This is a genomic window from Nocardioides sp. (assembly GCF_016462705.1).
Taxonomy (GTDB): domain Bacteria; phylum Actinomycetota; class Actinomycetes; order Propionibacteriales; family Nocardioidaceae; genus Nocardioides.
In genome coordinates this window covers 1-23,003 of record NZ_JAEMSS010000059.1, presented here as the reverse complement: position 1 = coordinate 23,003, position 23,003 = coordinate 1, and the positions used below count along the sequence as shown (strand labels likewise).

Genomic DNA, 23,003 nt, shown 5'->3' with positions numbered 1-23,003 from the left:
CACTGGACCGACCCGGAGTCGTTCGCCACGTCGTACCGCAACAAGCGCAAGCGCCGGGAGTGGACGGTCTACAACGCACTCCAGCGGGGCGAGGTGCTGCCAGGTGTGCACGAGATCGAGGCACCTGAGGGGGTCCACATCGTCGACCACGTGACCCACGAGTGGCTGCCGCACGCCCCGCGCCCCCTCCAGGTCGGCCTCGACTGATCCCACCCACGCCGAGTCGGCGGTGGCGGTACTGACGTTCAGTAGCGCCGACTCGCCGGTCTCGCGGTGCGCGAGTCGTCGTTACTGACGCGCAGTAGCGCCGACTCGGCAGCTCCGGGTCGGCGGTGTCGGGTACGTCACCCCGGGGTGGGGTTACACGACCGGAACATCTGCGTACCGTTGACGTTGAAGTCACCAAGAAGTCACTCAGTAGTCCGGTACCCACACCGGCCCCGACCGCGGACGCGGGAGGGGTGGTCGGAGGGACGGGAACGAAAGGGTCCGACATGACTCACCTCAGGGTGGGCGTCATCGGCGCTGGACGCGTCGGTTCCGTCCTGGCCGCCTCGCTCCGTCGCGCGGGCCACGAGGTCGTGGCCGCCGCCGGTGAGTCCGACGCCTCCCGGTCCCGGATCGCGGCGCTGCTGCCCGGCGTCCCCGTCCTCAAGCCGACCGATGTCGCGCGGGCCAGCGACCTGCTGCTGCTCACCGTCCCCGACGACATGCTCGACAACGTCGTCACGATGCTGGCCGCCAGCGGCGCGATCCGTGAGGGCCAGTACGTCGCCCACACCTCCGGCCGGCACGGCCTGGCCGTCCTCGAGCCGGCTCGCGAGGTGGGCGCCCGGGTCCTCGCGATCCACCCCGCGATGACGTTCACCGGCACCGCGGTCGACCTCGACCGCCTGACCGGCACCGTGTTCGGCCTCACGGCCGGCCCCGGCGAGCGGGAGCTCGCCGAGTCCCTGGTCGCCGATCTCGGGGGCCGGCCCACCTGGGTGCCCGAGGAGATGCGCACGCTCTACCACGCGGGTCTGGCGCACGGCGCCAACCACCTGGTCACCCTGGTGACCGAGGCGATGGAGATCCTCTCCGCCTCCGGCGTCACCGACCCGGCCGGCACCCTGCGCCCCTTGCTCACCGCCGCCCTCGACAACGCGCTCGGGCAGGGCGACGCCGCGCTGACCGGCCCGATCGTCCGCGGTGACGCGGGCACCGTCGCCGCCCACCTCGCGGACCTGCAGGCCAACGCGCCGCAGTCGGTCGCCTCCTACGTCGCCCTCGCGACCGACACGCTGGACCGGGCCGTCACCGACGGCCGGGTGCTGCCCATCCGGGCGTTGAAGATCCTCGACCTGCTCAACGCCGCCCGGGCCGGGAAGCCGGTTCGCGAGGCCCTGTGAACGGCTCTCCCGTGCTCGTCAGCACCCGCGATGAGCTGCAGACGACGCTCGCCATGGTCAGCGCCCACGGCGACCGGGTGGGCTTCGTGCCCACGATGGGCGCGCTCCACGAGGGGCACGCCAGCCTGATGCGGGTCGCTCGCGAGCGAGCGGGGATCGTGGTCGCCTCCGTGTTCGTCAACCCGCTGCAGTTCGGCGCCGGCGAGGACCTCGACCGCTACCCGCGCACCCTCGACCTGGACCTGAAGGTGTGCGAGCAGGAGGGCGTCGACATCGTCTTCGCCCCCTCGGTGGAGGAGGTCTACCCGAGCTGGCCGGCCCAGCCCTCGGTCACCGTCGAGCCGGGCCCGCTGGGCACCGTCCTCGAGGGCAAGGTGCGCCCGGGCCACTTCCGCGGCGTGCTGACCGTGGTCGCCAAGCTGTTCGGGCTCGTCCGCCCCGACGTCGCGGTCTTCGGCCAGAAGGACTACCAACAGCTCGTGCTGATCCGCCAGCTGGTCGCCGACCTCTGTCTCCCGGTCGAGATCGTCGGCGCGGAGACGCTGCGCGAGCCCGACGGTCTTGCCCTGTCGAGCCGCAACCGCTACCTGGACGTCGACCAGCGCGCCGAGGCCACCGTGCTGCACCGGGCGCTGCTCCGGGCGCAGGAGGCGGCGTCGTACGGCGCCGAGGCGGCGCTCGACGCGGCCCGTGCCGAGCTCGGTGCCGCGCCCTCCGTCGAGCTCGACTACCTGGTGGTGACTGCCCCCGACCTGGGCGGCCTGCCGGCCGAGCTGGAGCCCGGCACCGAGGCGCGGATGCTCGTCGCCGCCCGCCTGGGTGCGACCCGCCTGATCGACAACTGTGCCCTGACGCTGGGGCGACCACTCACCCTCGGAGGGCAGTCCTGATGCTGCGGACCATGATGAAGAGCAAGATCCACCGCGCGACCGTCACCCAGGCGGATCTCCACTACGTGGGCTCGGTGACCGTCGACGAGGACCTCCTCGACGCCGCCGACCTGCTGCCCGGCGAGCTCGTGCACATCGTCGACGTCACCAACGGCGCGCGGCTGGAGACCTACACGATCGCCGGCGAGCGCGGCAGCGGGGTGCTCGGCATCAACGGCGCCGCGGCCCGGCTGGTCCACCCCGGCGACATCGTCATCCTGATCGGCTACGGCCAGATGGACACCGCCGAGGCCAACGAGCTCAAGCCGCACGTGGTCTTCGTGGACGCCGACAACAAGATCCTGGCCACGGGCTTCGACCCGGCCGAGACCTTCGCCGACCCCGGGCTCGTCCGGGGCGACGTGACCGCTCGCTAGCCTTCGGGGATGTCAACGACGACGTCACGTCGCGTGCCGGGCCGCCTCACGGCACCCGCGCCCGGGTGGACGACCGAAGCCGACGTCGTCGTGATCGGTTCGGGAATCGCCGGCCTGACCGCCGCGCTGCGCCTGGTCGGCCACGTCGACAAGGTCCTGGTCGTCACCAAGGACGTCCTCGCGGCCGGGTCGACCCAGTGGGCCCAGGGCGGGATCGCCGCCGCGCTCGGCCCCGGGGACACCCCCGAGCAGCACGAGCACGACACCCTCGTCGCCGGGGCCGGAGCCTGCGACCTGGACGCCGTCCGGGCCCTGGTCCGCGAGGGACCCGAGGCCGTGTACGAGCTGATCGCACTCGGCACCCGCTTCGACCACAGCTCCGAGGGCGTCCTCTCGCTCACCCGGGAGGGCGGCCACCACCGCGACCGGATCGCGCACGCGGGCGGCGACGCGACGGGCGCGGAGATCCAGCGAGCGCTGATCGCGGCCGTCGAGCGGGCGCCGGAGATCGAGGTCGTGCAGCACGCGCTCGCGGTCGACCTGCTGCTCGCGGACGACGGCGGGGTGGCGGGAGTGACCCTGCACGTCATCGGCGAGGGCGAGCGCGACGGCGTCGGCGCCGTGCACTGCCGCGCGGTGGTGGTCGCCAGCGGCGGCCTGGGCCAGGTGTTCTCGCAGACCACCAACCCGGCGGTCTCGACCGGTGACGGCCTGGCGCTGGCGGTGCGGGCGGGAGCGACCCTGCGTGACCTCGAGTTCGTGCAGTTCCACCCCACGGTGATGTACCTCGGCCCGGACTCGACAGGGCAGCAGCCGCTGATCTCGGAGGCGGTGCGGGGCGAGGGTGCGTTCCTGGTGGACGACGCCGGTGACAGGTTCATGCAGGGCCAGCACGAGCTCGCCGACCTGGCCCCACGGGACGTGGTCGCGAAGGCGATCATGCGCCGGATGCTCGAGACCGGGCGTCCGCACATGTGGCTCGACGCCCGCCACCTGGGGAGCGAGTTCTGGGAGAAGCGGTTCCCCACCATCCTGGCCACCACCCGCTCGCACGGCGTCGACCCGGTGACCGAGCTGATCCCCGTCGCCCCCGCCTGCCACTACGCCAGCGGGGGGATCCGCACCGACCTGTGGGGACGCAGCGACGTCCCGGGGCTCTACGCCACCGGCGAGGCCGCCTGCTCCGGCGTGCACGGCGCCAACCGGCTCGCCTCCAACTCCCTGCTCGAGGGCCTGGTCTTCTCCCGGCGGATCGCCACCGTGCTGCCGGCCGAGCTGCGGCCCTGGGCCGACCCGGCCGAGGACACCCGGACCGCCGGCCTGGTGGCCGGACACACCCGCCGCGAGCTGCAGGAGGTGATGACCTCCCGCGCGGGGGTCCTCCGCACCGCGGCCGGGCTCGAGGAGGCCGGCGCCCTCCTGGACAAGCTCGCCGGCGTGCCCGCCGAGGCGGTCGACCTGGACTCCTGGGAGACGACCAACCTCCTCACGGTCTCCGGGGCGCTGGCCGACGCCGCCCTGCTACGCGAGGAGACCCGGGGATCGCACTGGCGCGAGGACTTCCCCGACCGCGACGACACCCGCTGGTCGGGGCACTTCGACGTCACCGTGAACGACGGGACCACGACGTGCGCCTTCGTGCCGGCGCCCGCGACCGACCTGCTCGCCGCGCCATGACGATCGCGCGGACGCCGTACGACGACCTGCCGGTGACCCTGACCGCCGAGCTGGCGGCCGCGGGTCTCGACCCGGAGCGGATCCACGCGATGGTCGCGGACGCCTTCGAGGAGGACCTGCCGGGCGGTGCCGACGACGTCACGAGCGCCGCCGTCCCCAGCCAGGGCCACGGAGCCGGCGGGTTCGTGGCGCGCGAGCCCGGGGTGCTGGCCGGGCTCGTGGTCGCCGAGCTGGCGTTCGTCTACGCGCTGGGCGACGACGTCGAGGTGACCGGGCGGGCCGCGGACGGCACCGCGGTCCGACCCGGGGACACGGTGCTGCGCGTCGAGGCACCCTTGGCGGGGCTGCTCACCGCCGAGCGCACCGCGCTCAACTTCGCCTGCCACCTGTCGGGGATCGCCACCGCCACGTCCCGCTGGGTCTCCGCTCTCGAGGGCACCCGGGCCCAGGTCCTGGACACCCGCAAGACGCTCCCCGGCTGGAGGGCGCTGCAGAAGTACGCCGTCCGCTGCGGCGGCGGCGTCAACCACCGGTTCAGCCTCGCCGACCGGGCCATGGTCAAGGACAACCACGTCGTCGCGGCCGGTGGCGTCGTGCCGGCCTACCGAGCCGTCGTCGCCGCCAACCCCGGCCTCCGGGTCGAGGTCGAGGTGACCGACCTCGACCAGCTGCGGGAGCTCCTCGAGGCCGGCTGCACCGAGATCCTCCTGGACAACATGGACTCCCCGACCATGGCCGAGGCCGTGGCCGTCACCGCGGGACGGGCGACCCTCGAGGCGTCGGGGGGCCTCACCCTCGACCGGGCCCGCGAGGTCGCCCAGACCGGGGTGGACTTCATCTCCGTGGGCGCGCTGACGCACTCGGTCGACGTGTTCGACCTCGGCCTCGACCTCGACGAGTGACGCGATGACGCTCCTTTGTGCCGACATCGGCAACAGCCACACCGTCCTCGGTCTCCTCGAGGACGCGGACGTGGCGGCGGAGTGGCGGGTGGCCACCGACGAGCGGCGTACCTCCGACGAGTGGGCGGTGATGATCCGCGGCCTGGTCGGCGAGGATCTCGCGGACGTCGACGGGATCGCGGTGTGCGCCACCGTCCCCTCCGTGCTCCACGAGTGGCGCGAGATGCTCGCGCGGCACTTCGGCGAGGTCAGGGCGGTGGTGGTCGAGCCGGGCGTGCGGACCGGCATCCCGGTCCTGACGGACAACCCGCGTGAGGTCGGCTCGGACCGGATCCTCAACGCGCTGGCCGCGGCCACCGACTTCGGGGGACCGGCGATCGTCGTCGACTTCGGCGGGACCGCGACCACGTTCGACGTGGTGAGCGCCCAGGGGCAGTACGTCGGCGGCGCGATCAGCCCGGGGATCGAGCTCTCCCTCGCCGCCCTCGGCCGCCGGGGCGCGCAGCTGCGCGAGGTCGAGCTGGTGCGGCCCCGGACCGTGATCGCGAAGAACACCGTCGAGGCGCTCCAGTCCGGGCTGGTCTTCGGCGTCGCCAGCCAGGTGGAGGGCATCGTGGCGCGGATGATCGACGAGCTGGGTGCGGACCCGGCGGGCGTGCGGGTGATCGCGACCGGCTACCTGGCGGCGCTGGTGGCCGACGAGTGCCGCTGCTTCACCGACGCGGCGCCCTGGCTCACCCTGCGTGGACTGCAGCTGGTCTTCGAGCGGAACGCCTGACCCGCAGGCCTGGTCCCTGCCGGCGTCAGTGCCAGCGCACCCGGGTGGCCTGCTGGCGGGCGCGCCTCTGCACCTTGGACGTCCTGGAGGCCTCGGGCATGTAGCGGTCGTGCTCCGGCAGGTCCCACCGCGTCGAGATCACGTCCGACTCCCACTGCTCCACCACTGGCTCGCGGGTCTGGGACTCGAAGTGGAACGCGGTCGCGTTGGCGATCCAGACCATCCGCAGCCCGGCGTGGGTGATCTTGCAGGACAGGTCGACGTCGTTGAAGTTGGCCGGGAGCTGTTCGCACAGCCCGCCGATCTGGTCGAAGACCCGGCGACGGAGGGCGACGCAGGCTCCGGTGAGCCCCGACACCTCCCGGTTGATCTCGAGCGCGCTGAACGGACCGGGGGCGTCGCTCGGGCGGCCCGCGAACATGTGGATCAGCGAGTAGCGGTCCAACGCCAGACCTGCGTGCTGGATCGAGGTGTTGGCGAAGAGCAGGCGGGCACCGGTCATCCCGACGCCGTCCTCGTACAACGGTGCCGCCAGCTGGACGAGGAACCCCGGCGAGGTGATCTCGACGTCGTCGTTCAGGAGCACGACGACGTCGCCGAAGGAGGCGGTGACCCCCACGTTGCACTTCTCGCTGAAGTTGAAGGGCTTGTCGAACGGGACCAGCCGCAGCTCGCGGATCCCCAGCGCGGTCAGCTGCTCGAGGACCTCGGACGGGGTGTCGAGGTCGTAGACGACGATGATCTCGAGCGCGTCATGGCCGCCGTGCTCGACCAGGGAGCGGACGGCGTCCACGACGAAGTGCCGGCGTTCACCCCACACCATGCCCTGCCCGCCGCGGGTGGGGATCACGACGCTGATGAGCACCGACGGGTCCAGGCGCCGGACGATGCGGTAGGTCCCCGGCCGGTCGCCGAGCTCGGCGGTGCCGGAGATCCCCAGCCGGTCCAGCTGGTCCTGGACGGCCCGCAGCCCCGCCTCCCACGCATAGGGCTTCGCCTCGACGTCCCCGGCCGCCGACCCGGGCACCACCCTCCAGTGGTACAGGGTGCGCGGGATGTGCAGGACCAGCCGGGCTCGCTCGGTGACCCGGAGGGCCAGGTCGTGGTCCTGGGACCCGTCGTAGCCGGCACGGAACCCCCCGACCTCCCTCACAAGTGACGTGCGCAGCACCGAGAAGTGGCTGGTGTACATCTGGCCGCGCAGCCGCTCGGGGGACCACGCCGGTTTCTCGAAGGTCTCGCGGATCCGACCGGACTGGTCGATCTTGTCCTCGTCGGAGTAGAGGTAGTCGACGTCGGGCTCGGCCTCGATCGCGTCCTGCATGAACTCCAGCGCGCGGGGGACCAGCAGGTCGTCGTGGTCGAGCAGCGCGATGAACTCGCCGCGCGCCGCGTCGATCCCGTCGTTGGAGGCCGCCACGATGTGGCCGTTCGTGGGGCGCTCGATCACCCGGATGCGGTCGTCACGGGCGGCCGCCTCGCGGAGGACCTCGCGGACCCGGGGGTCGGGGGAGAGGTCGTCGACCAGGATGAGCTCCCAGTCGTCGACCGTCTGCTTGACGACGGACCCGATCGTGGTGCGCAGCACCCCGAGCGGAGGGTTGTAGACGGGCGTGATGATCGAGAACCGGGGCGCCCCCGCTGTGCCGGTCGCTCCGGGAGGCGTCTCGTCGGTCACGCCGGCACGCGCCGACTCGCTCACGGCTTGGTGCCCCGCTCCTGCGTGCTTCCCTCCCGGGAGGGACGGAGGGACCTCGCCAGGTCGCGCAGCGCACCGGTGCGCCGGCTCTGCGGCAGCCGCTCGACCTCCTCGACCAGCGTCAGGAGGTCGGAGCGGAGCTCCTTGATGCGGCTCTTCAGCCGCACCTGCCGCGCCTCGGCCCGCTGGGCGCGCGCGTCCGCGGCGACCGCGGCCGCCTCCAGGCCGATGATGTGGTCGCGCACGTTCAGCACGGCGTGCCGGTCTCGCTGGTGCTCGCGCAGCTCCTCGGTGTGCGAGTCCTGGTGCCTGACCTCGGCCGGCTCCAGCAGGGGCTCCAGCGGCGGCCGCGGCGGCGGGGCCTCGCCCGGCGCCAGCAGCCGTGCGGTGGCGATGTACTGGTAGTTGAGGGCGTCCGGCTGGTGACGCACCCACTCGACCACGGCGGGGGGCAGGTGCGCCCCCTCCACGGGGATCTCGGTCTCCAGGGGGTCCAGGACGGTGGACTGCAGGACCTCGATCGCGAGACCCGCGTCCTCGAGCAGGCGGCAGGCGCTCTCGCGGGTGAAGAACCGGACGTGCGTCGCGTCGAGCAGGCCCGTGGGCGTGTAGTCCCACCGTCCCGCGAGCAGGGAGAGCCGCACGGCCGCGTGCGCGACGTTGGGGATCGACACGTAGACGCGTCCCTCGGGCGCGAGCAGCTCCACCGCGTCGCGCAACGTGGTCAGGGGGTCGGTGAGGTGCTCCAGGACGTCGCCGAAGATCACCGCGTCGAAGGACTTGGGCGTGAACAGCGTCGTCAACGGCCGCTGCTGGATGTCGGCGATGACGAGGTCCTCCAGCATCGCGCGCGTCTGCGCCGACGTGGTGTCCTCGATGTCGACCCCGCTGACCCGGCAGCCCGCCTCCACCAGTGCCGCCGCGGTCTCACCGGACGAGCACCCGACATCCAGCACTGTCTTGTCGGCTCCGACGAGCCGGACGATCTGCGACTGGCTGTTGTTGGGGTTCGTGAGATCGATCTCGGCCTCGTAGCGTGACACTGATCCTCCACCATTCGGGCGCACGTAGCCTTCGCCCGAGCGGAGGACGCGCCGCAGTCGAGGAGCACTGTACGGGAACTGCCGGCCGTGCCCGCCCTCAGACCAGCAGGGCCGTCACGGGACCTGCGCGGTCGTCTCGGTGGGCGTCGTCGCCCAGCCGGACAGCTCGCGGTAGAGGAGGGCGCCGAGCACCGTCGTGGCCACGACGGCGCCGGTGAGGAGCCCCTGGGTGGCGCGCATGGTCAGCTCGCCACCGGCTGCGGTGCCGACCGCCAGACCCACCAGTCCCAGCAGCCAGCCCGTGGCGACCCAGAGGTGGTGGCCGAGCGCGATGAGCGCCTGACCCAGGACGGTCGCGACCAGGAACAGCCCCACGGCGAGGGTGAGCAGCAGGCACGTCGCCCGGGGCAGCTGCTCCTCGAAGTCGAACAACCAGGAGACCACCGGCGGCGCGAACGCGGTGGCGAGGACGCAGACGACCGCGACCAGCCCGGACACGGCACCGAGCACGACCTTGAGGAGGTGGCCGAACTCGGCACGCCGTCCCCCTCCGTTGTGCTCCGCGAGCGCGCGCAGGAACCCGGGCTGCACGGCCGTGAAGAGGAAGACCGGGACCCGGATCACGACGAGGACCGCCAGGTAGACGCCCGCCAGGCTGCGGTCGGAGCCGGATGCCAGGAGGGTGACGACGATCGGCCCCGCGTTGATGAGGAGCTGGGCGGCGAGGCCGCTGAGCACCAGGACCGACAGTGCGCCGGTCAGCGGCGGCGTGCGCAGGACCTGGCGGCCCTCGGGTGCGGAGCGCCCGGCGCGGGGCGCGACGGCGAAGGCCAGCCAGGGCGAGAAGGCGAACAGGAGCCCGAAGCCGGCCGTGGTCGCGTTGTCGGTCAGGACCAGCGCCACGGCGCCCACCAGCCGGATCGCACCGTCGATGACGAGCTGGGTGCCGTAGGTCTCCAGCCTGCCCAGGCCGGCCAGCTCTCCCCGGGCGGCGAACCAGCAGGCGTAGCCGGGCAGCGCGATGCAGAACGAGACGACGAGCCAGCCCTGGTCGCCCAGCGCCCGCACGGTCGCGGGCCAGGCCACCAGGCTCACCCCGACCGCGACGGTCGCCATGCCGAGACCGTGCCCGAGGGCTCGGCGCCGCAGGCTGTCGTCCCAGGTCCCTCGGCCCGCCTCCACCCCGCGTCGAGCGGTCACCGCCTGCTCCAGTGGTGTGAACAGGCCGGTCGCGGTGCTGGTCAGCAGGAGGTAGAGGCTCGACAGCGCCGCGAAGCCGACCGGGCCCAGGGACCGGCCGGCGAGAACCAGGACCAGGTAGGTCGTGACGGCCTGGACGACCAGCCCGATGACCAGCGGGAGGCTCCCCCGTGACGACGCGCGGGTCGACGGCGAGGGGAGGAACCGCCTGAGCACCTGGGTAGTGTATGGACCCGTCGCCACGGTCACGTTGCGCGATCGGGCGAGGGGCGCAGACCGGGAGGACCACCAGGAGTGACGAGCGGCGACGCGCCCCGAGGTCGGCGGGCCTGGATGACGGAGCGCGTGCGGTCCGTGCTGCGGATGGAGGCCGCTCTCGCCGTGGCGATCCTGGTCACCGTCGCGGTCTGGAGGGTCTCCCCGCTCGGCCTGCACCCTCCCGTCAACATCGTCGGCTACCCGACGTTCGCCAACTTCGACTTCCATCCGGGCTTCCTCATGTACCGGCTGGCGGTGTGGGGCATCCCGGCGGTGACGGTCGTCGTGCTCGCGGTGCTCTGGCGCTGGGGGCCGCTGGCCGCGCGCCGCCCGTCGCGACGGCGCGCCGCCGTCGACGAGCCCGTGGCCGCCCCGGACGCCCCGGACGCCGCGGCCGCCGGGGAGCACGGCGGACCGGCTCCGTCCCCGGCGCGTCTGGCCTGGGTGCTCCCGGCCGCGGTCGCCGTCGTGCTCGCGGTGAGCAGCCGCGGCGCACCCGTGGGCGGGGCGGTGACGGGCACCGGGCTCGTCGCGGGGCTCGTCTACTCCGCCGGCGTGCTGCTGCTGGCGCTGGCGCTGGCGGTCGCCGGTGCCCGGCGTTCGGAGAGTCCGCTGGGCCAGGCCTGGCTGGCATCGGTGAGCCGGGTCAACGGACCCGCGTCGGTGGTCGCCGCGGCCGCGGCGCTGTGCGTGTTCGCCCGGAGCACGGCCACGGTGAGCCTGAGCGGTCAGGTGCGCGAGTGGGCGTGGGTGCCCGTCTGGGCGGCCGCGGTGCTCGTCTGCGCCGCTGGACTGTGGGGCCTGTGGTTCGCGTTCGCGCGCGGGTCGGACGTCGTCCTGGAACGGCGCGCGGTGATGATCGCCTGCGGGTCGGTCCTGGTCTTCATGGTCACCAGCGCACTGCCGGGTCCCATCGGCCAGCTCCAGGGCTTCGACGACATGCAGAGCGTCACCGGGGCCGACCTCTTCACCCGCGGCTACTTCCCCTGGCGTGACCTGACGCTGATCCATGGCATCTTCGAGGACGCGCTGCGGAGCCTGGCAGGCTTCGTCCTGTTCGAGCACACCCTCTGGGGAACGGGAGCGGCCGGGGCCGCGCTCTGGTCGCCGCTGGGCTGGGTCAGCCTGTTCCTCTTCGCGGTCTGGGCGACCCGGGGCCGGGCCGTCCCGCTGCTGTTCATCACCGCCCTGATGCTCTGGGTCTCGCACTACTCGCCCATGCCGATGCGCTGGTGGTTCGCGCCGATCGTGTGGATCCTGCTCGGCGAGGCGCTACGTCGCTCCCGGGCCAGGTGGACGGCGCTGCTGCTCACCGCTCTCTTCGTGCAGGCCGTCCTGGTGCCCGAGACGGCGTTCCAGGTGCTCGGGGTCCTCCCCGTCCTCGTGGGGCACGACCTGGTGACCCGGCCGGCGGGCACGCCGTGGTGGCGGTCCCTGTCGAAGACCCGGGACGCAGCCGTCACCGGCGTCGTGCTGATCGTGCTCTGGGCGGCGTTCCTCGCCTGGCACGACAGCCTGAGGCAGTTCGTCGACTACTACCTCATCTTCGGTCCCGGTCACGTCGAGTCCGGCGCCCTGCCCCTCGGCACCTACACGAACACCAGGTTCGACGTCGCGTTCATCGTCGCCATCTGCCTGATCGTCATCACCCTGGTCGCCGCCGGCTGGATCTTCCTGTCGAAGGGAGCCGTCTCGGTGCGCCAGTGGGTCATGCTGGGCTGCGCGTTGACCGCCGGTCTCTACGGCGAGAAGAGCCTGGGCCGGATGGACGACGGCCATGTCATCCAGTCCGTCACCGTGACCATCCCGCTGGCGATGCTGTGGATCGCAGCGCTGCTCTCCCGCGCCGACGTCTCGCTCGCGCAGCGATGGCGCAGGAGCCGCCCGGAGCGCCGGACACTGGCTCCGCTGGTCTCGCTGGTGGCACTCGTCGCGGTCGTCGTCAGCCTGCCGGCCGTCCGGGAGGACACCTGGCACGCCCCGTCGAGCAACAAGGCGAGCGTGCTGGACGAGTCCCTCCCGCTCCTCGGCTACTCCGTGCCCGAGACCTACGACGAGGCCCTCCTGGCGGACCTGGCCACGGTGGTCGACCACTACGACGGACGCGACGGCGGGTTCTTCGACTTCACCAACAGCCTCGGCTTCTTCTACTACCTGCTCCAGATCGACCCCATCACGAGCTACTTCCACGTGAGCATGGCGGTGCCGGAGTTCTCGCAGGACGACCTGGTGGAGCAGCTGGAGAAGGACCCGCCCGCGCTGGTGGCGATCGACGCCCTGGTCGGGCTGCCCGCGTGGGACGGCGTGGGCAACCAGATCCGGCACTTCGCCGTGAGCCAGTACCTCCTGGACGGCTGGACGCCGGTGCTGTCGACGCACGGCGTCATCTTCATGGTGCGCAACGACCTGTACGCCGACCGGCCACCCATCCCGGAGCTCGTCGAGGAGCCGCGGACCACCGACCTCCACTTCGCCTCGCACGGCTGCGACTGGGGGTTCGTCCCCAACTACCTCGAGTCCCCGGCGACGGGTCGGTCGGTCTCGGTCGAGGTGGACCCGGCGCGACGGGCTCATCGCATCGACGTGGCCGGATGGGCGTTCGACGCCGAGGCGGGCCGGCTGCCGACCCGCATCCTCCTGGTCGCCGGCCGTGAGGTCGTGGCGACGACCCCCGCCGGCATCGACCGTCCGGACGTGGCCGCCGCCGTCGACCCGGCGGCCGGGAAGAGCGGCTTCGCCCTCCGGACGGTCACCTCCAACCCCGACCGGGTCCGGGTCTACGCCGAGTACGCCGACGGGCTCGCCTACCCGCTGTCCGACCGGGGTGTGCGGATCGACTCCCTGGTCCTGCCCGACGGGGAGGGCACGATCAAGGTGGCTCGCCAGCGTGGCCTGGGGTCGGTGGACGAGTCCAAGGTCCTGGCCGGCTGGCTGTCCACGGTCGACGTGCCGGAGGAGGTGTCGCTGGAGGACGTGCGGACGCTCAGCCTCTCGAGACCTGAGGGGCTGCTCGGGCGCGGGACCTACGTGCTCACCGACACCCCGGTCGCCACCGGCGCCGGTGACCGCACCATCCGCTTCGAGACCCTGTTCAAGGGCGGGGACACGATCTCGGTGCGGGTCGGCGCATGCCTCCAGTGGCACGGCTTCGACGCCGACCAGCTGTACCTGTTCCGGCGCGGCGGTCGCGACGTCCGGGAAGTGACGCTGTCCGGCCTGCCCGGCTGACCACGCGGCAGGGGCCTGACCCGTCAGCCCCGGCGGCGCAGCAGCAGCGAGGTCTCCTCGCGTCCCTCCGGGGAGCCGATCTCGTAGAAGCGGTCGTGCACCAGGTATCCCGCCAGGTCACCCTCGGTCGCCAGCTCCGTGCACACCCGCGCCAGGTCGTACGGCGAGCCGGACGGGACCCGGTCCTCGATGACCTCGCGGGAGAAGACCGACAGTCCGTAGTCGATCCAGCGCATCTCCGGCGGTGCCGGGTCCAAGCCCTTCTCGTAGCGCCGCACCAGCCCGTCGGCGTAGACCACGTTGCTCGCATCGAGCTCGCCGGCGTTCTCGAAGACGGTCATCAGCGCCGGGTGCCCGGACGACTCGGCGACCCGGAAGACGTCGCCCGGGTCGACCTGGAGCCAGGAGTCCCCGTAGAGGACCAGGAACCGGTCGTCCAGCACGCCCTGGTCAAGAGCGAGCCGGAGCGCGCCGGCGGTGCCCCGCAGCTGCTCGCCCTCGTCCACGTAGTCGACCGCGACCCCCCAGGCCTCGCCACCGCCGACGTGGGCGCGCACCTGGTCACCGAGGTAGCCGATGCAGTAGACGACGGAGGACGTCCCGGCCTGGGCGAGCCACTCGAGCTGCCAGTCGGCGAACGGGCGGCCGGCGACCTCGAGCAAGGTCTTCGGGACGGTCCGGGCCGTCGGCCACATCCGGGTGCCCAGCCCACCGGCCAGGATCACGCACTGCACGTGTCGCTACTCGCGGACGAGCATGGTGCTGCCGGCCGGGTCGATGCCGAACCGGAGCTCGGTCAGGCCTTCCTCGCGCATCGCCGCGCGGACCCGGCGGGTGTCCTCGGCGTAGAACATGAGGAACCCCCCGGCCCCGGCGCCGACCAGCTTGCCGCCGCGCGCCCCGGCGTTGCGGCCGAGGTCGTAGTAGTGGTCGATCCTCGGGTTCGACATGGAGCTCGACCGCTTCTTCTTGTTCAGCCAGTGCTCGTGCATCAGGTCGGCGAAGCCGGTGACGTCGTCGCTCTCCAGCGCCGCGAGCTGGCGCAGCCCGATGTCCTTGACGAAGTGCAGGTTGTCGATCATCGACTGGTCGCCGTCCTGCGACCGGGTGACCTGCTCGGCCAGCACCTCGTCGGCTGCGCGGGAGTAGCCGGTGAAGAACATCAGCAGGTGCTGCTCGATGTCGTGGACGGTGTCGCTGGAGAGCCGGGCCGGGGCCACGTCGACGGAACCGTCGGGGTTGAAGTCGAACCGGGTGATGCCACCGAACGCGGCGATGTACTGGTCCTGCTTGCCGACGGTGCGGCCGAGCCGCTCGATCTCGATCTCGCAGGCCTCGCGGCCGAGGTCGGAGGCGGAGACGTGGTTGCGCTGCATGGCGTGCACGGCCTTGAGCAGGCCCACCGTGAACGAGCCGGACGAGCCGAGGCCGGTCCCCGAGGGGATGTCGGCGGTGGACACGATCTCCACGCTCGGCCCGACGTCGTGGGCGCGCAGGACCTCGCGGACGATCGGGTGCTCGATCTGGTCGGGCTTGTCGACCCGCTCGAGCTGGCTGTACTTGAGGAAGTAGTCGTCGGTGAAGGTCCGGTTGATCGAGATGTAGATGTGCTGGGTGATCGCCGCTGAGACGACCATGCCGCCGTGCTCCTGGTAGTAGGACGGCAGGTCGGTGCCGCCACCGCCCAGGGTGATGCGGAGCGGGGTCCTCGTGATCAGCACGGCAGCCTCAGCCGACCAGGGGGACGTGCGCCACGGCGGCCAGCTGCCAGCCGAGCCGGGCGTCGTCCCGGTTGAGGGGGAAGGCGTGCTTGAAGAAGCCGGTGACCGCCTTCTCCAGACCGGAGGCGGTGGCGCCGGGTGCGCGGTGCTCCATGTCGTCGACCAGCTTCTGGCCACGGGTGATGACCGCGAGCTTGTAGAGGTTGAAGAACGGGAAGCCGGTGCGCAGCACGCGGTCCACGTCGAGGCCGGCCTCGGTCAGCACCTCGTGCAGCGCCGGCGCGGTGAAGTGCCGGAAGTGCCCGATGTGCTTGTCGAACGCCGAGCGGGGACCGCCCGGGACGGTCACGACGACCTTGGCCCCGGGCGCCAGCAGCGTCGCGGCGTTGCGCATCAGGGTGACGGGGTCGTCGACGTGCTCGAGGACCTCCGAGCACACCGCGTGGGTCGCCGGTGGCTGCTGCGGGTCCCGGGTCACGGGCTCGAGCAGGTTGCGCTCGTAGAAGTGCGCCGCGACGCCGGTGCGCTCGGCGAGCTGCTTGGCCCGGCGCACTCCCTCGGCGCTGTACTCGACCCCGAAGACCGATGCCTGGGGGTTGTCGGCCTGGAGGTCGACGGCGAACTGACCCTGGCCGCTGCCGATGTCGAGGACGACCGCGCCCTTGGGCAGGGGGCCGAGCAGCTTGAGGACCATCGCGTGGCGGTAGTCGTTGGCCGGGTTGCCCTTGGCCGCCTCGCCGTACTTGTCCCAGTGGTCGTCCCAGTCGTCCTGGTCCGTGCCGTCGGGGTTGAGGCGCGCCCCGGGGCTGCTCACAGCGTGTAGCCGGCGGCTGCGGCGTCGTCGTGGAACATCTGGACGGTCTCGAGCGAGAACAGGTCGAGGTCCTTGTCGAAGCCGGCCATCTTGGCCAGCAGGTCGTGGGTGACCGTGATGATGTGGACACCGACCTCCTCGGCCTGCTTGATGTTCAGGACCTCACGGGGGCTGGCCCAGAGGAGCTCCAGCTTGGGGTCGGCCGACAGCACCTCGAGGGCCTCGGTCATCAGCGGGATCGGGTCGCGGCCGGTGTCGGCGATGCGTCCGGCGAAGACGGACACGACGTGGCCGGGGCCGCCCTCGGACGCGGCGGCCACCGCCTCGACCTGCGCCACGGTCATCAGCGCCGTGACGTTGAGGTGGACTCCGTCGGCCGACAGCTCGCGGACCACGCTGTCGCTGGGCACGCCTGCGGTGTTGGTCACCGGGATCTTCACGTAGACGTTGTCGCCCCACGAGGAGATGAGACGGGCCTGGCGCAGCATCTCCGCGGCATCGTCGGCGAACACCTCGAAGGAGATCGGGTGGTCGGTGATGGTCTCCAGGACCTTGCGCGCGAAGCCCTCGTAGTCGTCGATGCCTGCCTTGCGCATCAGCGTCGGGTTGGTGGTGAACCCCGAGATCCGGGGGTCCTCCGCCAACGCGATCATGCCTTCGAGGTCAGCGCCATCGGCGTAGATCTTCACGAGCGGTTCTCCCAAGTCTGTCGGTGCGTTGCGGCTACGGACCGTCGAGCAAGGCCCCGCATACCTGGAGGACATGATCCCGCGCCTCGGCGAGAGAGCCAAAACGAGCGTCCGGCGAGTCCCGGAGCGGTTCGCCGAGCCCCCAGTCGACGTAGACGGCATGGATCCCGGCTCGGTGAGCCGCGTCGATGTCCCGCCAGCGGTCGCCGACGGCCACGCTGCGGTTCAGGTCGAGGCCGAGCCGGCGGGCCGCGTCCAGGATCATCCCGGGCCGCGGCTTGCGGCACCAGCAGCCCTCCCGGCCGTCGTGCGGGCAGACCACGATGTCGTCGAGCGGGAGCTGCTCACGGAGGACCGCGTGCATCGCGTCCAGCGCCTCGGGGTCGAGTGCGCCGCGGGCCAGGTCGGGCTGGTTGGTGACCACGACCAGCGCCAGACCGGCGTCCGCCAGGGCGCGGCAGGTCTCGACCACCCCGGGCAGGAGGTGGAAGTCCTCGAGCCGCCGGGGCGGCGTCGGCACGTCGTCGACGACGAAGGCCTGGTTCAGCACCCCGTCCCGGTCGAGGAAGACGCCGGGGCGAGCGGTCACGAGGTCAGCAGACCTGCGCGGTAGTCGTCGGCCATCGAGCTCATGGAGTCGCGGAGCGCCTGCGGTCCGGTGCGCTGGTTGCTCCAGCCCAGGGACCGGATCTTGTCGGTGTTGATGCGCACCACGGGCACGTCCCCCTTCCAGCCCCGGTCGCCCCCGGTGTACTGGAACTCGGTGCTGCCGGGCGGCAGCCCGAGCACGTCCATCGCCAGCTCGGCGATCTCGGTGACGGTCACGTAGTCGCCGGTCGCCACGTTGAACGCGTCGAACGGGGTCGTCGCGCGCGTGCCTGCCAGCAGAACCGCGGCGATGACGTCCTCGACGTAGATGTAGGACTTGCTCTGCTGGCCGTCACCGAGGATCCGCAGCCGGCTGGGGTCGTCCAGGAGCCGGCGCACGAAGTCGTAGCCGACGCCGTGGGTCTGCCGGGGACCGACGACGTTGCCGAACCGGAAGGCCCGGACCGTGAAGTCGAACATCGCGGCGTACGACGCCAGGATCGCCTCCCCGGCGAGCTTGCTGGCGCCGTAGGTGGAGGTGGGGATCATCGGGCCGTGGTCCTCGACCGCCTCGATCTCTCCCAGGTCGCCGTAGACACCGCTGCCGGACGCGTAGAGCACCAGCCCGACCTGGGACAGCCGTGCGGCCTCGGCGACGTGGTGGGTCAGCCGGGTGCCCTGGTCGAAGTCGATCGCCGGGTTGGTGACCGCGGCGGCGATGTCGGGGTTCGAGGCCAGGTGGATCATCGTGTCGTGGCCGGCGCAGGCCTCGACCAGGTCCGGCAGGTCGCCGACGTCGGCGCGGACCACGCGCAGGCGCGGGTCGTCCGCGACCGGGGCGAGGTGCCAGTCGCTCCCCGAGGAGAAGTTGTCGTAGACGGTGACCTGCTCGGTGGCCGGGTCGGACAGCAGCCGGGCGACGAAGTGGCTGCCGATGAAGCCGGCGCCGCCGACGACGCAGACCCGGCTCAGCCGGCCGTCGCTCATACGACGGACTCCCACTTGGTCGCGGCGACGGCGAGGGAGGGGTGGCTGACGAGCAGGTGCCAGATCACGCAGCACAGGCCCTCGGTGTGGGGGGTGATGTGCGGGGCGTAGGTGGGTGGCACGATCACGCAGGCGTCGGCGAGCTGGGCGGTGTAGCCGCCGTCGCGGCCGACGATGCCGAAGATCGAGGCGCCCACGGACTTGGCGGTGTCGAGCGCCGCCACGATGTTGGTCGAGACCTTGAGCTCGGCGTTGCCGCCGCCTACCGAGAAGACCAGGACCGCGTCCTTGTCGTTGATCCGGGAGCCCTTGAGCCACTCGCTGAACGTGGTGTCCCAGCCCTCGTCGTTGGCCCGGGCGGTCAGCTCGGAGACGTTGTCGATGGGGGAGTAGGACTCGACGTTGCAGATCTTGCGGAAGTCGTTGACCGCGTGGCTGGCGGAGCCGGCCGAGCCACCCACGCCGACGATGAACAACCGGCCCTCGCGCTCGCGGACGGAGGCGATGCCCTCGGCCAGGGCCTCGACGCTGTCGCTGTCGAGGGACTGGACGATCGCGACCGTCTCCTTGAGGAAGTCTTCGGTGAAGGACATGCCGGCTCTCCTAGTGGTGCTGCTCGGTGACGGTCGCGACCGCGAACGTGTTGAGGCCGAACTTGTGCTTGAAGCACCGGATCGCGTGCGGCATGAAGCCGGCGCGGACCATGAGCGGCCAGAGGTCACGCGGGTCGTAGTACATCTTGTGGTCGTCCATCTCCTCGGCCGGGGACAGGCCGAGCTTGAACGCGGAGTACTCCAGGGCCCGCTTGCCGAGCCAGGACGGGACGTTGACCGCGCAGACCCCGCCGGGGCGCAGCACCCGGTGGAACTCGGTGACGGTCTCCTGGGGCTCCCACAGGTGCTCGACCACCGACATGCACAGGACGACGTCCAGGGAGTCGTCCGGCAGCTCGGCCATGGTCTGGGGCAGCAGTCCCTGGATCGCCCGCACCTTGGGATGGGTCGCGAGGTCGGGTGCCAGGGAGACGTCGAGCAGGGTCGCGGTGCGTACGTCGTCGAGAACGGTCCGCATGAACGTGGCGTCGAAGCCGCACCCGACGTCGGCGACGTCCTTGCCGCCGAGCGGTCCGACGACGCGCTCGATCTGGCGCTTGGACAGCCACACGCCGAACCGGTCCACCGGGGTGACCGCACCGCCCTCCCCGAAGGAGCTGGTGCGCCCCGTCACGTCATCAACCACGGTCGGGCGCCGCGCCGTAGCTGACGCTCGTCGCGTGCAACAGCAACGTGAAGCAGAACGTGGAGAAGCCGACGATCATCAGCATCAGCCCGAGGACGCCGAGGTGGGTCAGGGTCGCGGAGGCCGCGGGGAGGGAGAAGTCCTGGCTGAAGAAGCGCACGGCGAGCGCCACCACCAGAGCGGCGCCGACGGTGAACGCGGTGCCGCTGATCACCATCATCCTGGTGTAGCGGAACATCCGTCGCCAGCGCTCGCGGTGGTTGCCCCCGTAGTCGAGGAAGACGTGGGCCAGGCACCCGAAGTAGATGCTCTGCAGCCCGATCACGACCAGGGCGACGCCGATCAGCATCGTGTAGAGGCTGAAGGTGACCGGGCCGATGGTGATGTCGCCGATGGCGAGCGGCAGGGTCATCAGCAGGCCGAGCGCGAACAGGATGATCCCCGGCTTGAAGAGGAAGAACTCGGCGCCGTGGATGAACATCGCGCGCAGGTTGATCCAGGCCGCGGAGAACGGCGAGAACCAGCCGGACCGCTTGTGGTGGGAAAGGCGGCCTTCCTGGTCCTTGAGGAAGGTCACCGGGACCTCGGTGGTCCTGAGCTCCATCCGCACGGACTTGAGGACCATCTCGGAGGCGTACTCCCACGACTGCGACACCAGGCCCATCCGCATCAGTGCCTCGCGGGTGATCCCGCGCATGCCGCAGTGGATGTCGCTGAAGTGGCTGCCGTAGAGGCGGTTCAGGATCCAGGTGGTGAAGGGCGTGCCGAAGTACTGGTGCAGCGCCGGCATGGCGCCGGGCTCGATGCTGCCCTTCCAGCGGGAGCCCATGGCGTACTCCGTGCCGTCGCGCATGGCGTCGACGAACGGCGCGAGCTTGCGGAAGTCGTAGGTGCAGTCCGCGTCGCCCATCACGACGTACCGGCCGCGGACGTAGGGGACCGCGTCGATGTAGGCCCGGCCGAGCCCGCGCTTGGGTGTGTGGAGGACCCGGGCGCCACCCTGCAGGGCCAGCTGTGGGGTGGCGTCGTCGGAGCTGTCGACGATGAGGATCTCGCCCCGGACGCCGGCGTCCCGCAGGCCCTCGTGGCACCACGAGACGAACTGCTCGACGGTGATCTGCTCGTTGACGGCCGGGACGAGGATCGTGACCTCGGGGTCGAGCTCGTCGGAGGCGGGCACGAGCAGCGTGATCGCTGGGTCGTCCACCGCGGTGTAGGCGGTGACGCCCGGGAGGGCGCACGCGGCCTCGAGGCCAGCGGGGACGTTGGTGCCGACGGGCGTCAGGGAGTCGAGCACGTCAGGCACGCCGGACACCCTAACAACAGCGAGGCCATCCGACCGATCCGGCGCGAGTGCCCTCGCTCACCGCCCGGCGGGCCCGCCGCCACGCCGGGGGCCCACCCGTCGGGCGGCCGCCGCGGCCCGTGACCGCCAGGACCGTCCCGGCTGGTCGAGCCGGGCCTCCGCCCGCTCCGCGCGCCGGCGCAGCCGCTGGATCCGCTGCTGCTGGCCGGCCAGTCTCTTGCGGGTCTTCGCGAGCGCCGTGCCGCGCCGTGCCAGCCGCCGCTCGAGCCGGCGTACCTCGCGGCGTGCGGCCTTGAGCTCGGACTCGACCGAGGCGATCCGCGCCCTCCCGTTGCCCTGCTCGGCCAGCCAGTCGGGCATCGTGCCGGTGGCGAGCAGCTCCCCCGGCTGCTCGCTCGTGGGGTCCTGTGCCCGGGGTATCCGGCGCAGCCGCACCATGAACTCGATCTGGTGGAGCCGGGTGGGGTGCATCGAGTCGACGATCCACGAGGACTCCCCGATGGTGCGCAGCTCGTGCATCTGCTCCAGGAAGCTGTCGGGTGTGAACAGCCAGACGTGGCAGTCCACGTAGGTCCCGCTGCGCCCCTCGGCGACCTTGTCCAGCGCCTGGGCCGTGGTGTGCATGCGCCGGTCGTAGGTGGGTGGCAGGCCCGCCCAGAGCTCGCGGACGTCGTTGTGGACCGTTGCCGAGAAGTAGTCGTAGACCGCCCGGGTCGTGGGCCGGGTGGCCCCGAGCTCGTGGGCCTCCAGCATCTGGCCCACGGTCGTGGGCGGTCGGTGCACGTCGAAGCAGTAGCGGCGGTCGGGCACCATCAGCACCAGCGCACCGTCGTCCTCCACGATCTCGGCGAGGTCCCCGAGCCAGCCGATGACGTCGGGGACGTGCTCGATGACGTGCGACGCGACCACCCACGCGAAGGGCGCTCCCGCCCGGCACGCATCGGCGAGCGAGAGCGTGCTGCCGTCGGGCTGGACCAGCGTGTAGTCGATCTCGGGGATGGCGTCGACCGGTACGGCCGGGTCGGACGCGTAGTGCATGCGGAGGCCGGCCTGGTCGTGCACGTCGACGTAGCGGACGTCGGCCTCGTCCCGTCCCACGATCGCCTCGTGGAGCGGTCCGACCTCGAGGCCGCGCCCCTGGGAGAAGTCCTGGAGCGCCCACAGGCGGCTGCGGCGCGGGTCGCGCTCCTTCGTCACACGGTCTCCTTCAGGTGGCCCGGGCAGCGGGCCCGCGGCCCCGGCACCGATCAGGCTAACGGGGGCCGGGCCTCGCCTCGTCCGCGGACCGGAGAACCGCTGGGACGGGTGGTCCTCGGGCGATTATCGCGATTTGTCGGATGTCGTCGCCAAGGGTGTTGGCCCGATATTCCGTTGGTTCTCGACAAGACATCCTGAGGACGGCCGAAAGGGGCCGAAGGCGTCAAAGAACCGGGGCTCACAAAAGCGCCGGCGAATACCCGCCCTTTGCGATATCCCATAGGTGGCTGGCATATAGTGCCTCGCCACGGGGACTTTCCATACACCCGATGCATAACGACGAAAGCACAGGTATTCCACCATGGCGCAAAAGGTGCACATCGTCCTCGAGGACGACCTCGATGGCAGTGACGCCACGCAGACCGTTTCGTTCGCTCTCGACGGCACGTCCTACGAGATCGACCTGAACGACAAGAACGCCGCCGCTCTCCGTGACTCACTGGCCACGTACGTCGGCCACGGCCGCAAGGTCAGCGGTGCCCGGCGTGGCCGGCGTTCCTCCGCGTCCGGGTCCGGATCCGCCCACAGCGCCAAGGAGATCCGCGACTGGGCACGCTCCAACGGTCACAAGGTCCCCGACCGCGGTCGCATCCCCGGCGAGGTGCGCGAGGCCTTCGACGCCGCTCACTGAGCGCCGACCCCTCGCCGAACCGCAACGACCCGCGACCTGCACAGCCATCGGCCCTGCCCCTCCGGGGGCGGGGCCGGTGGCTGTTCGCTGTGAGCGGATGCTTCCCGGGGGTGTGGTGGGAACGCGTAGGCTGGCTGCGGGGTTGATCCGAGTGACCCCACACGCTTGCCTGAGGAGAGACGCATGTTCGAGCGGTTCACCGACCGTGCCCGCCGGGTGGTCGTGCTGGCCCAAGAAGAGGCCCGCATGCTCTCCCACAACTACATCGGGACCGAGCACATCCTGCTCG

At 71.6% G+C, this 23,003-nt stretch carries 22 protein-coding genes and 1 pseudogene; 10 read left to right on the top strand and 13 right to left on the bottom strand.

Annotated features, from left to right (window positions below; all coding sequences use genetic code 11):
- The 7 genes and pseudogenes from JHD21_RS09640 to JHD21_RS09610 form a co-directional block, all read left to right on the top strand.
- Positions 1–207: pseudogene (locus JHD21_RS09640) on the top strand (hypothetical protein); the annotation flags it as partial.
- A 287-nt stretch (positions 208–494) separates the two neighbouring features.
- The gene (locus tag JHD21_RS09635; protein WP_292674043.1) at positions 495–1,391 is read left to right on the top strand and encodes a DUF2520 domain-containing protein; all 897 of its coding nucleotides are present in this window, start codon (positions 495–497) and stop codon (positions 1,389–1,391) included.
- Between the two features lie 11 nt (positions 1,392–1,402).
- Positions 1,403–2,281, top strand: a complete 879-nt coding sequence (gene panC, locus JHD21_RS09630; protein WP_292674041.1) for a pantoate--beta-alanine ligase — start codon at positions 1,403–1,405, stop codon at positions 2,279–2,281.
- Complete coding sequence (panD, locus tag JHD21_RS09625; protein ID WP_292674038.1) at positions 2,281–2,697, top strand: aspartate 1-decarboxylase; 417 nt, start codon at positions 2,281–2,283, stop codon at positions 2,695–2,697. Before panC ends, panD begins: the two co-directional genes overlap by 1 nt.
- A 9-nt stretch (positions 2,698–2,706) precedes the next feature.
- The gene (locus tag JHD21_RS09620; RefSeq protein WP_292674035.1) at positions 2,707–4,374 is read left to right on the top strand and encodes an L-aspartate oxidase; all 1,668 of its coding nucleotides are present in this window, start codon (positions 2,707–2,709) and stop codon (positions 4,372–4,374) included.
- Positions 4,371–5,276 carry a carboxylating nicotinate-nucleotide diphosphorylase gene (gene nadC, locus JHD21_RS09615; RefSeq protein WP_292674032.1) on the top strand — a complete coding sequence of 302 codons (906 nt, stop codon included), beginning with the start codon at positions 4,371–4,373 and terminating at the stop codon, positions 5,274–5,276. Before JHD21_RS09620 ends, nadC begins: the two co-directional genes overlap by 4 nt.
- 4 nt (positions 5,277–5,280) lie before the next feature.
- On the top strand, positions 5,281–6,054 hold the full coding sequence (locus JHD21_RS09610; protein WP_292674029.1) for a type III pantothenate kinase: 774 nt from the start codon (positions 5,281–5,283) through the stop codon (positions 6,052–6,054).
- 25 nt (positions 6,055–6,079) lie between these two features.
- Here JHD21_RS09610 and JHD21_RS09605 read toward each other — a convergent pair whose 3' ends face one another.
- The 3 genes from JHD21_RS09605 to JHD21_RS09595 all read right to left on the bottom strand — a co-directional run bounded on the left by JHD21_RS09605 (position 6,080) and on the right by JHD21_RS09595 (position 10,212).
- Positions 6,080–7,756, bottom strand: coding sequence for a glycosyltransferase (locus JHD21_RS09605; protein WP_292674026.1), 1,677 nt, complete (start codon positions 7,754–7,756; stop codon positions 6,080–6,082).
- The gene (locus JHD21_RS09600) at positions 7,753–8,796 is read right to left on the bottom strand and encodes a class I SAM-dependent methyltransferase (protein ID WP_292674024.1); all 1,044 of its coding nucleotides are present in this window, start codon (positions 8,794–8,796) and stop codon (positions 7,753–7,755) included. The genes JHD21_RS09605 and JHD21_RS09600 overlap by 4 nt, the downstream gene beginning before the upstream one ends.
- Positions 8,797–8,910: 114 nt before the next feature.
- The gene (locus JHD21_RS09595; RefSeq protein ID WP_292674021.1) at positions 8,911–10,212 is read right to left on the bottom strand and encodes a hypothetical protein; all 1,302 of its coding nucleotides are present in this window, start codon (positions 10,210–10,212) and stop codon (positions 8,911–8,913) included.
- Positions 10,213–10,329: 117 nt separating this feature from the next.
- Here JHD21_RS09595 and JHD21_RS09590 point away from each other — a divergent pair, with 117 nt between their 5' ends.
- On the top strand, positions 10,330–13,482 hold the full coding sequence (locus JHD21_RS09590) for a hypothetical protein (protein ID WP_292674018.1): 3,153 nt from the start codon (positions 10,330–10,332) through the stop codon (positions 13,480–13,482).
- A 23-nt stretch (positions 13,483–13,505) separates the two neighbouring features.
- Here the strand turns inward: JHD21_RS09590 and JHD21_RS09585 are convergent, their stop codons facing one another.
- From JHD21_RS09585 to JHD21_RS09540, 10 genes are read right to left on the bottom strand one after another with little or no spacing between them, the layout of a single operon-like run.
- Complete coding sequence (locus tag JHD21_RS09585; RefSeq protein ID WP_292674016.1) at positions 13,506–14,216, bottom strand: sugar phosphate nucleotidyltransferase; 711 nt, start codon at positions 14,214–14,216, stop codon at positions 13,506–13,508.
- A gap of 6 nt (positions 14,217–14,222) precedes the next feature.
- The gene (locus JHD21_RS09580; RefSeq protein ID WP_292674014.1) at positions 14,223–15,203 is read right to left on the bottom strand and encodes a hypothetical protein; all 981 of its coding nucleotides are present in this window, start codon (positions 15,201–15,203) and stop codon (positions 14,223–14,225) included.
- A gap of 7 nt (positions 15,204–15,210) precedes the next feature.
- A complete protein-coding gene (locus tag JHD21_RS09575; protein ID WP_292674011.1) occupies positions 15,211–16,017 on the bottom strand; it encodes a class I SAM-dependent methyltransferase in 807 nt (268 codons plus the stop codon).
- Positions 16,014–16,706, bottom strand: a complete 693-nt coding sequence (locus tag JHD21_RS09570) for a transaldolase (protein WP_292674008.1) — start codon at positions 16,704–16,706, stop codon at positions 16,014–16,016. Before JHD21_RS09570 ends, JHD21_RS09575 begins: the two co-directional genes overlap by 4 nt.
- 34 nt (positions 16,707–16,740) lie before the next feature.
- Entirely contained in the window at positions 16,741–17,295 is a 555-nt protein-coding gene (locus JHD21_RS09565; RefSeq protein WP_292674005.1) for an HAD family hydrolase, read from the bottom strand.
- Positions 17,292–18,281 (bottom strand): NAD-dependent epimerase/dehydratase family protein, encoded by a 990-nt coding sequence (locus JHD21_RS09560; protein WP_292674002.1) that lies wholly within the window; start codon positions 18,279–18,281, stop codon positions 17,292–17,294. Before JHD21_RS09560 ends, JHD21_RS09565 begins: the two co-directional genes overlap by 4 nt.
- Positions 18,278–18,874 (bottom strand): SIS domain-containing protein, encoded by a 597-nt coding sequence (locus tag JHD21_RS09555; protein ID WP_292673999.1) that lies wholly within the window; start codon positions 18,872–18,874, stop codon positions 18,278–18,280. Before JHD21_RS09555 ends, JHD21_RS09560 begins: the two co-directional genes overlap by 4 nt.
- A gap of 10 nt (positions 18,875–18,884) precedes the next feature.
- The gene (locus JHD21_RS09550; protein ID WP_292673996.1) at positions 18,885–19,508 is read right to left on the bottom strand and encodes a class I SAM-dependent methyltransferase; all 624 of its coding nucleotides are present in this window, start codon (positions 19,506–19,508) and stop codon (positions 18,885–18,887) included.
- Positions 19,509–19,512: 4 nt separating this feature from the next.
- Positions 19,513–20,826: a glycosyltransferase family 2 protein gene (locus JHD21_RS09545; RefSeq protein WP_292673993.1), complete on the bottom strand. Its 1,314-nt coding sequence runs from the start codon at positions 20,824–20,826 to the stop codon at positions 19,513–19,515.
- Positions 20,827–20,883: 57 nt separating this feature from the next.
- Positions 20,884–22,023: a methyltransferase domain-containing protein gene (locus JHD21_RS09540; RefSeq protein ID WP_292673991.1), complete on the bottom strand. Its 1,140-nt coding sequence runs from the start codon at positions 22,021–22,023 to the stop codon at positions 20,884–20,886.
- A gap of 361 nt (positions 22,024–22,384) precedes the next feature.
- Between JHD21_RS09540 and JHD21_RS09535 the strand changes: the two genes are divergently transcribed.
- Together JHD21_RS09535 and JHD21_RS21890 are read left to right on the top strand one after the other, a co-directional pair.
- The gene (locus JHD21_RS09535; RefSeq protein ID WP_292673987.1) at positions 22,385–22,714 is read left to right on the top strand and encodes an Lsr2 family protein; all 330 of its coding nucleotides are present in this window, start codon (positions 22,385–22,387) and stop codon (positions 22,712–22,714) included.
- A gap of 183 nt (positions 22,715–22,897) precedes the next feature.
- The coding region (locus JHD21_RS21890) for a Clp protease N-terminal domain-containing protein (protein WP_365695782.1) at positions 22,898–23,003 on the top strand (106 nt) is incomplete at its 3' end.

Coding starts and splice junctions, on each gene's coding strand:
- JHD21_RS09535 (WP_292673987.1), top strand. CDS start 22,385: ATGGCGCAAAAGGTGCACATCGTCCTCGAGGACGACCTCGATGGCAGT.
- nadC (WP_292674032.1), top strand. CDS start 4,371: ATGACGATCGCGCGGACGCCGTACGACGACCTGCCGGTGACCCTGACC.
- panD (WP_292674038.1), top strand. CDS start 2,281: ATGCTGCGGACCATGATGAAGAGCAAGATCCACCGCGCGACCGTCACC.
- JHD21_RS09610 (WP_292674029.1), top strand. CDS start 5,281: ATGACGCTCCTTTGTGCCGACATCGGCAACAGCCACACCGTCCTCGGT.
- JHD21_RS09620 (WP_292674035.1), top strand. CDS start 2,707: ATGTCAACGACGACGTCACGTCGCGTGCCGGGCCGCCTCACGGCACCC.
- JHD21_RS09590 (WP_292674018.1), top strand. CDS start 10,330: ATGACGGAGCGCGTGCGGTCCGTGCTGCGGATGGAGGCCGCTCTCGCC.
- JHD21_RS09555 (WP_292673999.1), bottom strand. CDS start 18,874: ATGTCCTTCACCGAAGACTTCCTCAAGGAGACGGTCGCGATCGTCCAG.
- JHD21_RS09560 (WP_292674002.1), bottom strand. CDS start 18,281: ATGAGCGACGGCCGGCTGAGCCGGGTCTGCGTCGTCGGCGGCGCCGGC.
- JHD21_RS09635 (WP_292674043.1), top strand. CDS start 495: ATGACTCACCTCAGGGTGGGCGTCATCGGCGCTGGACGCGTCGGTTCC.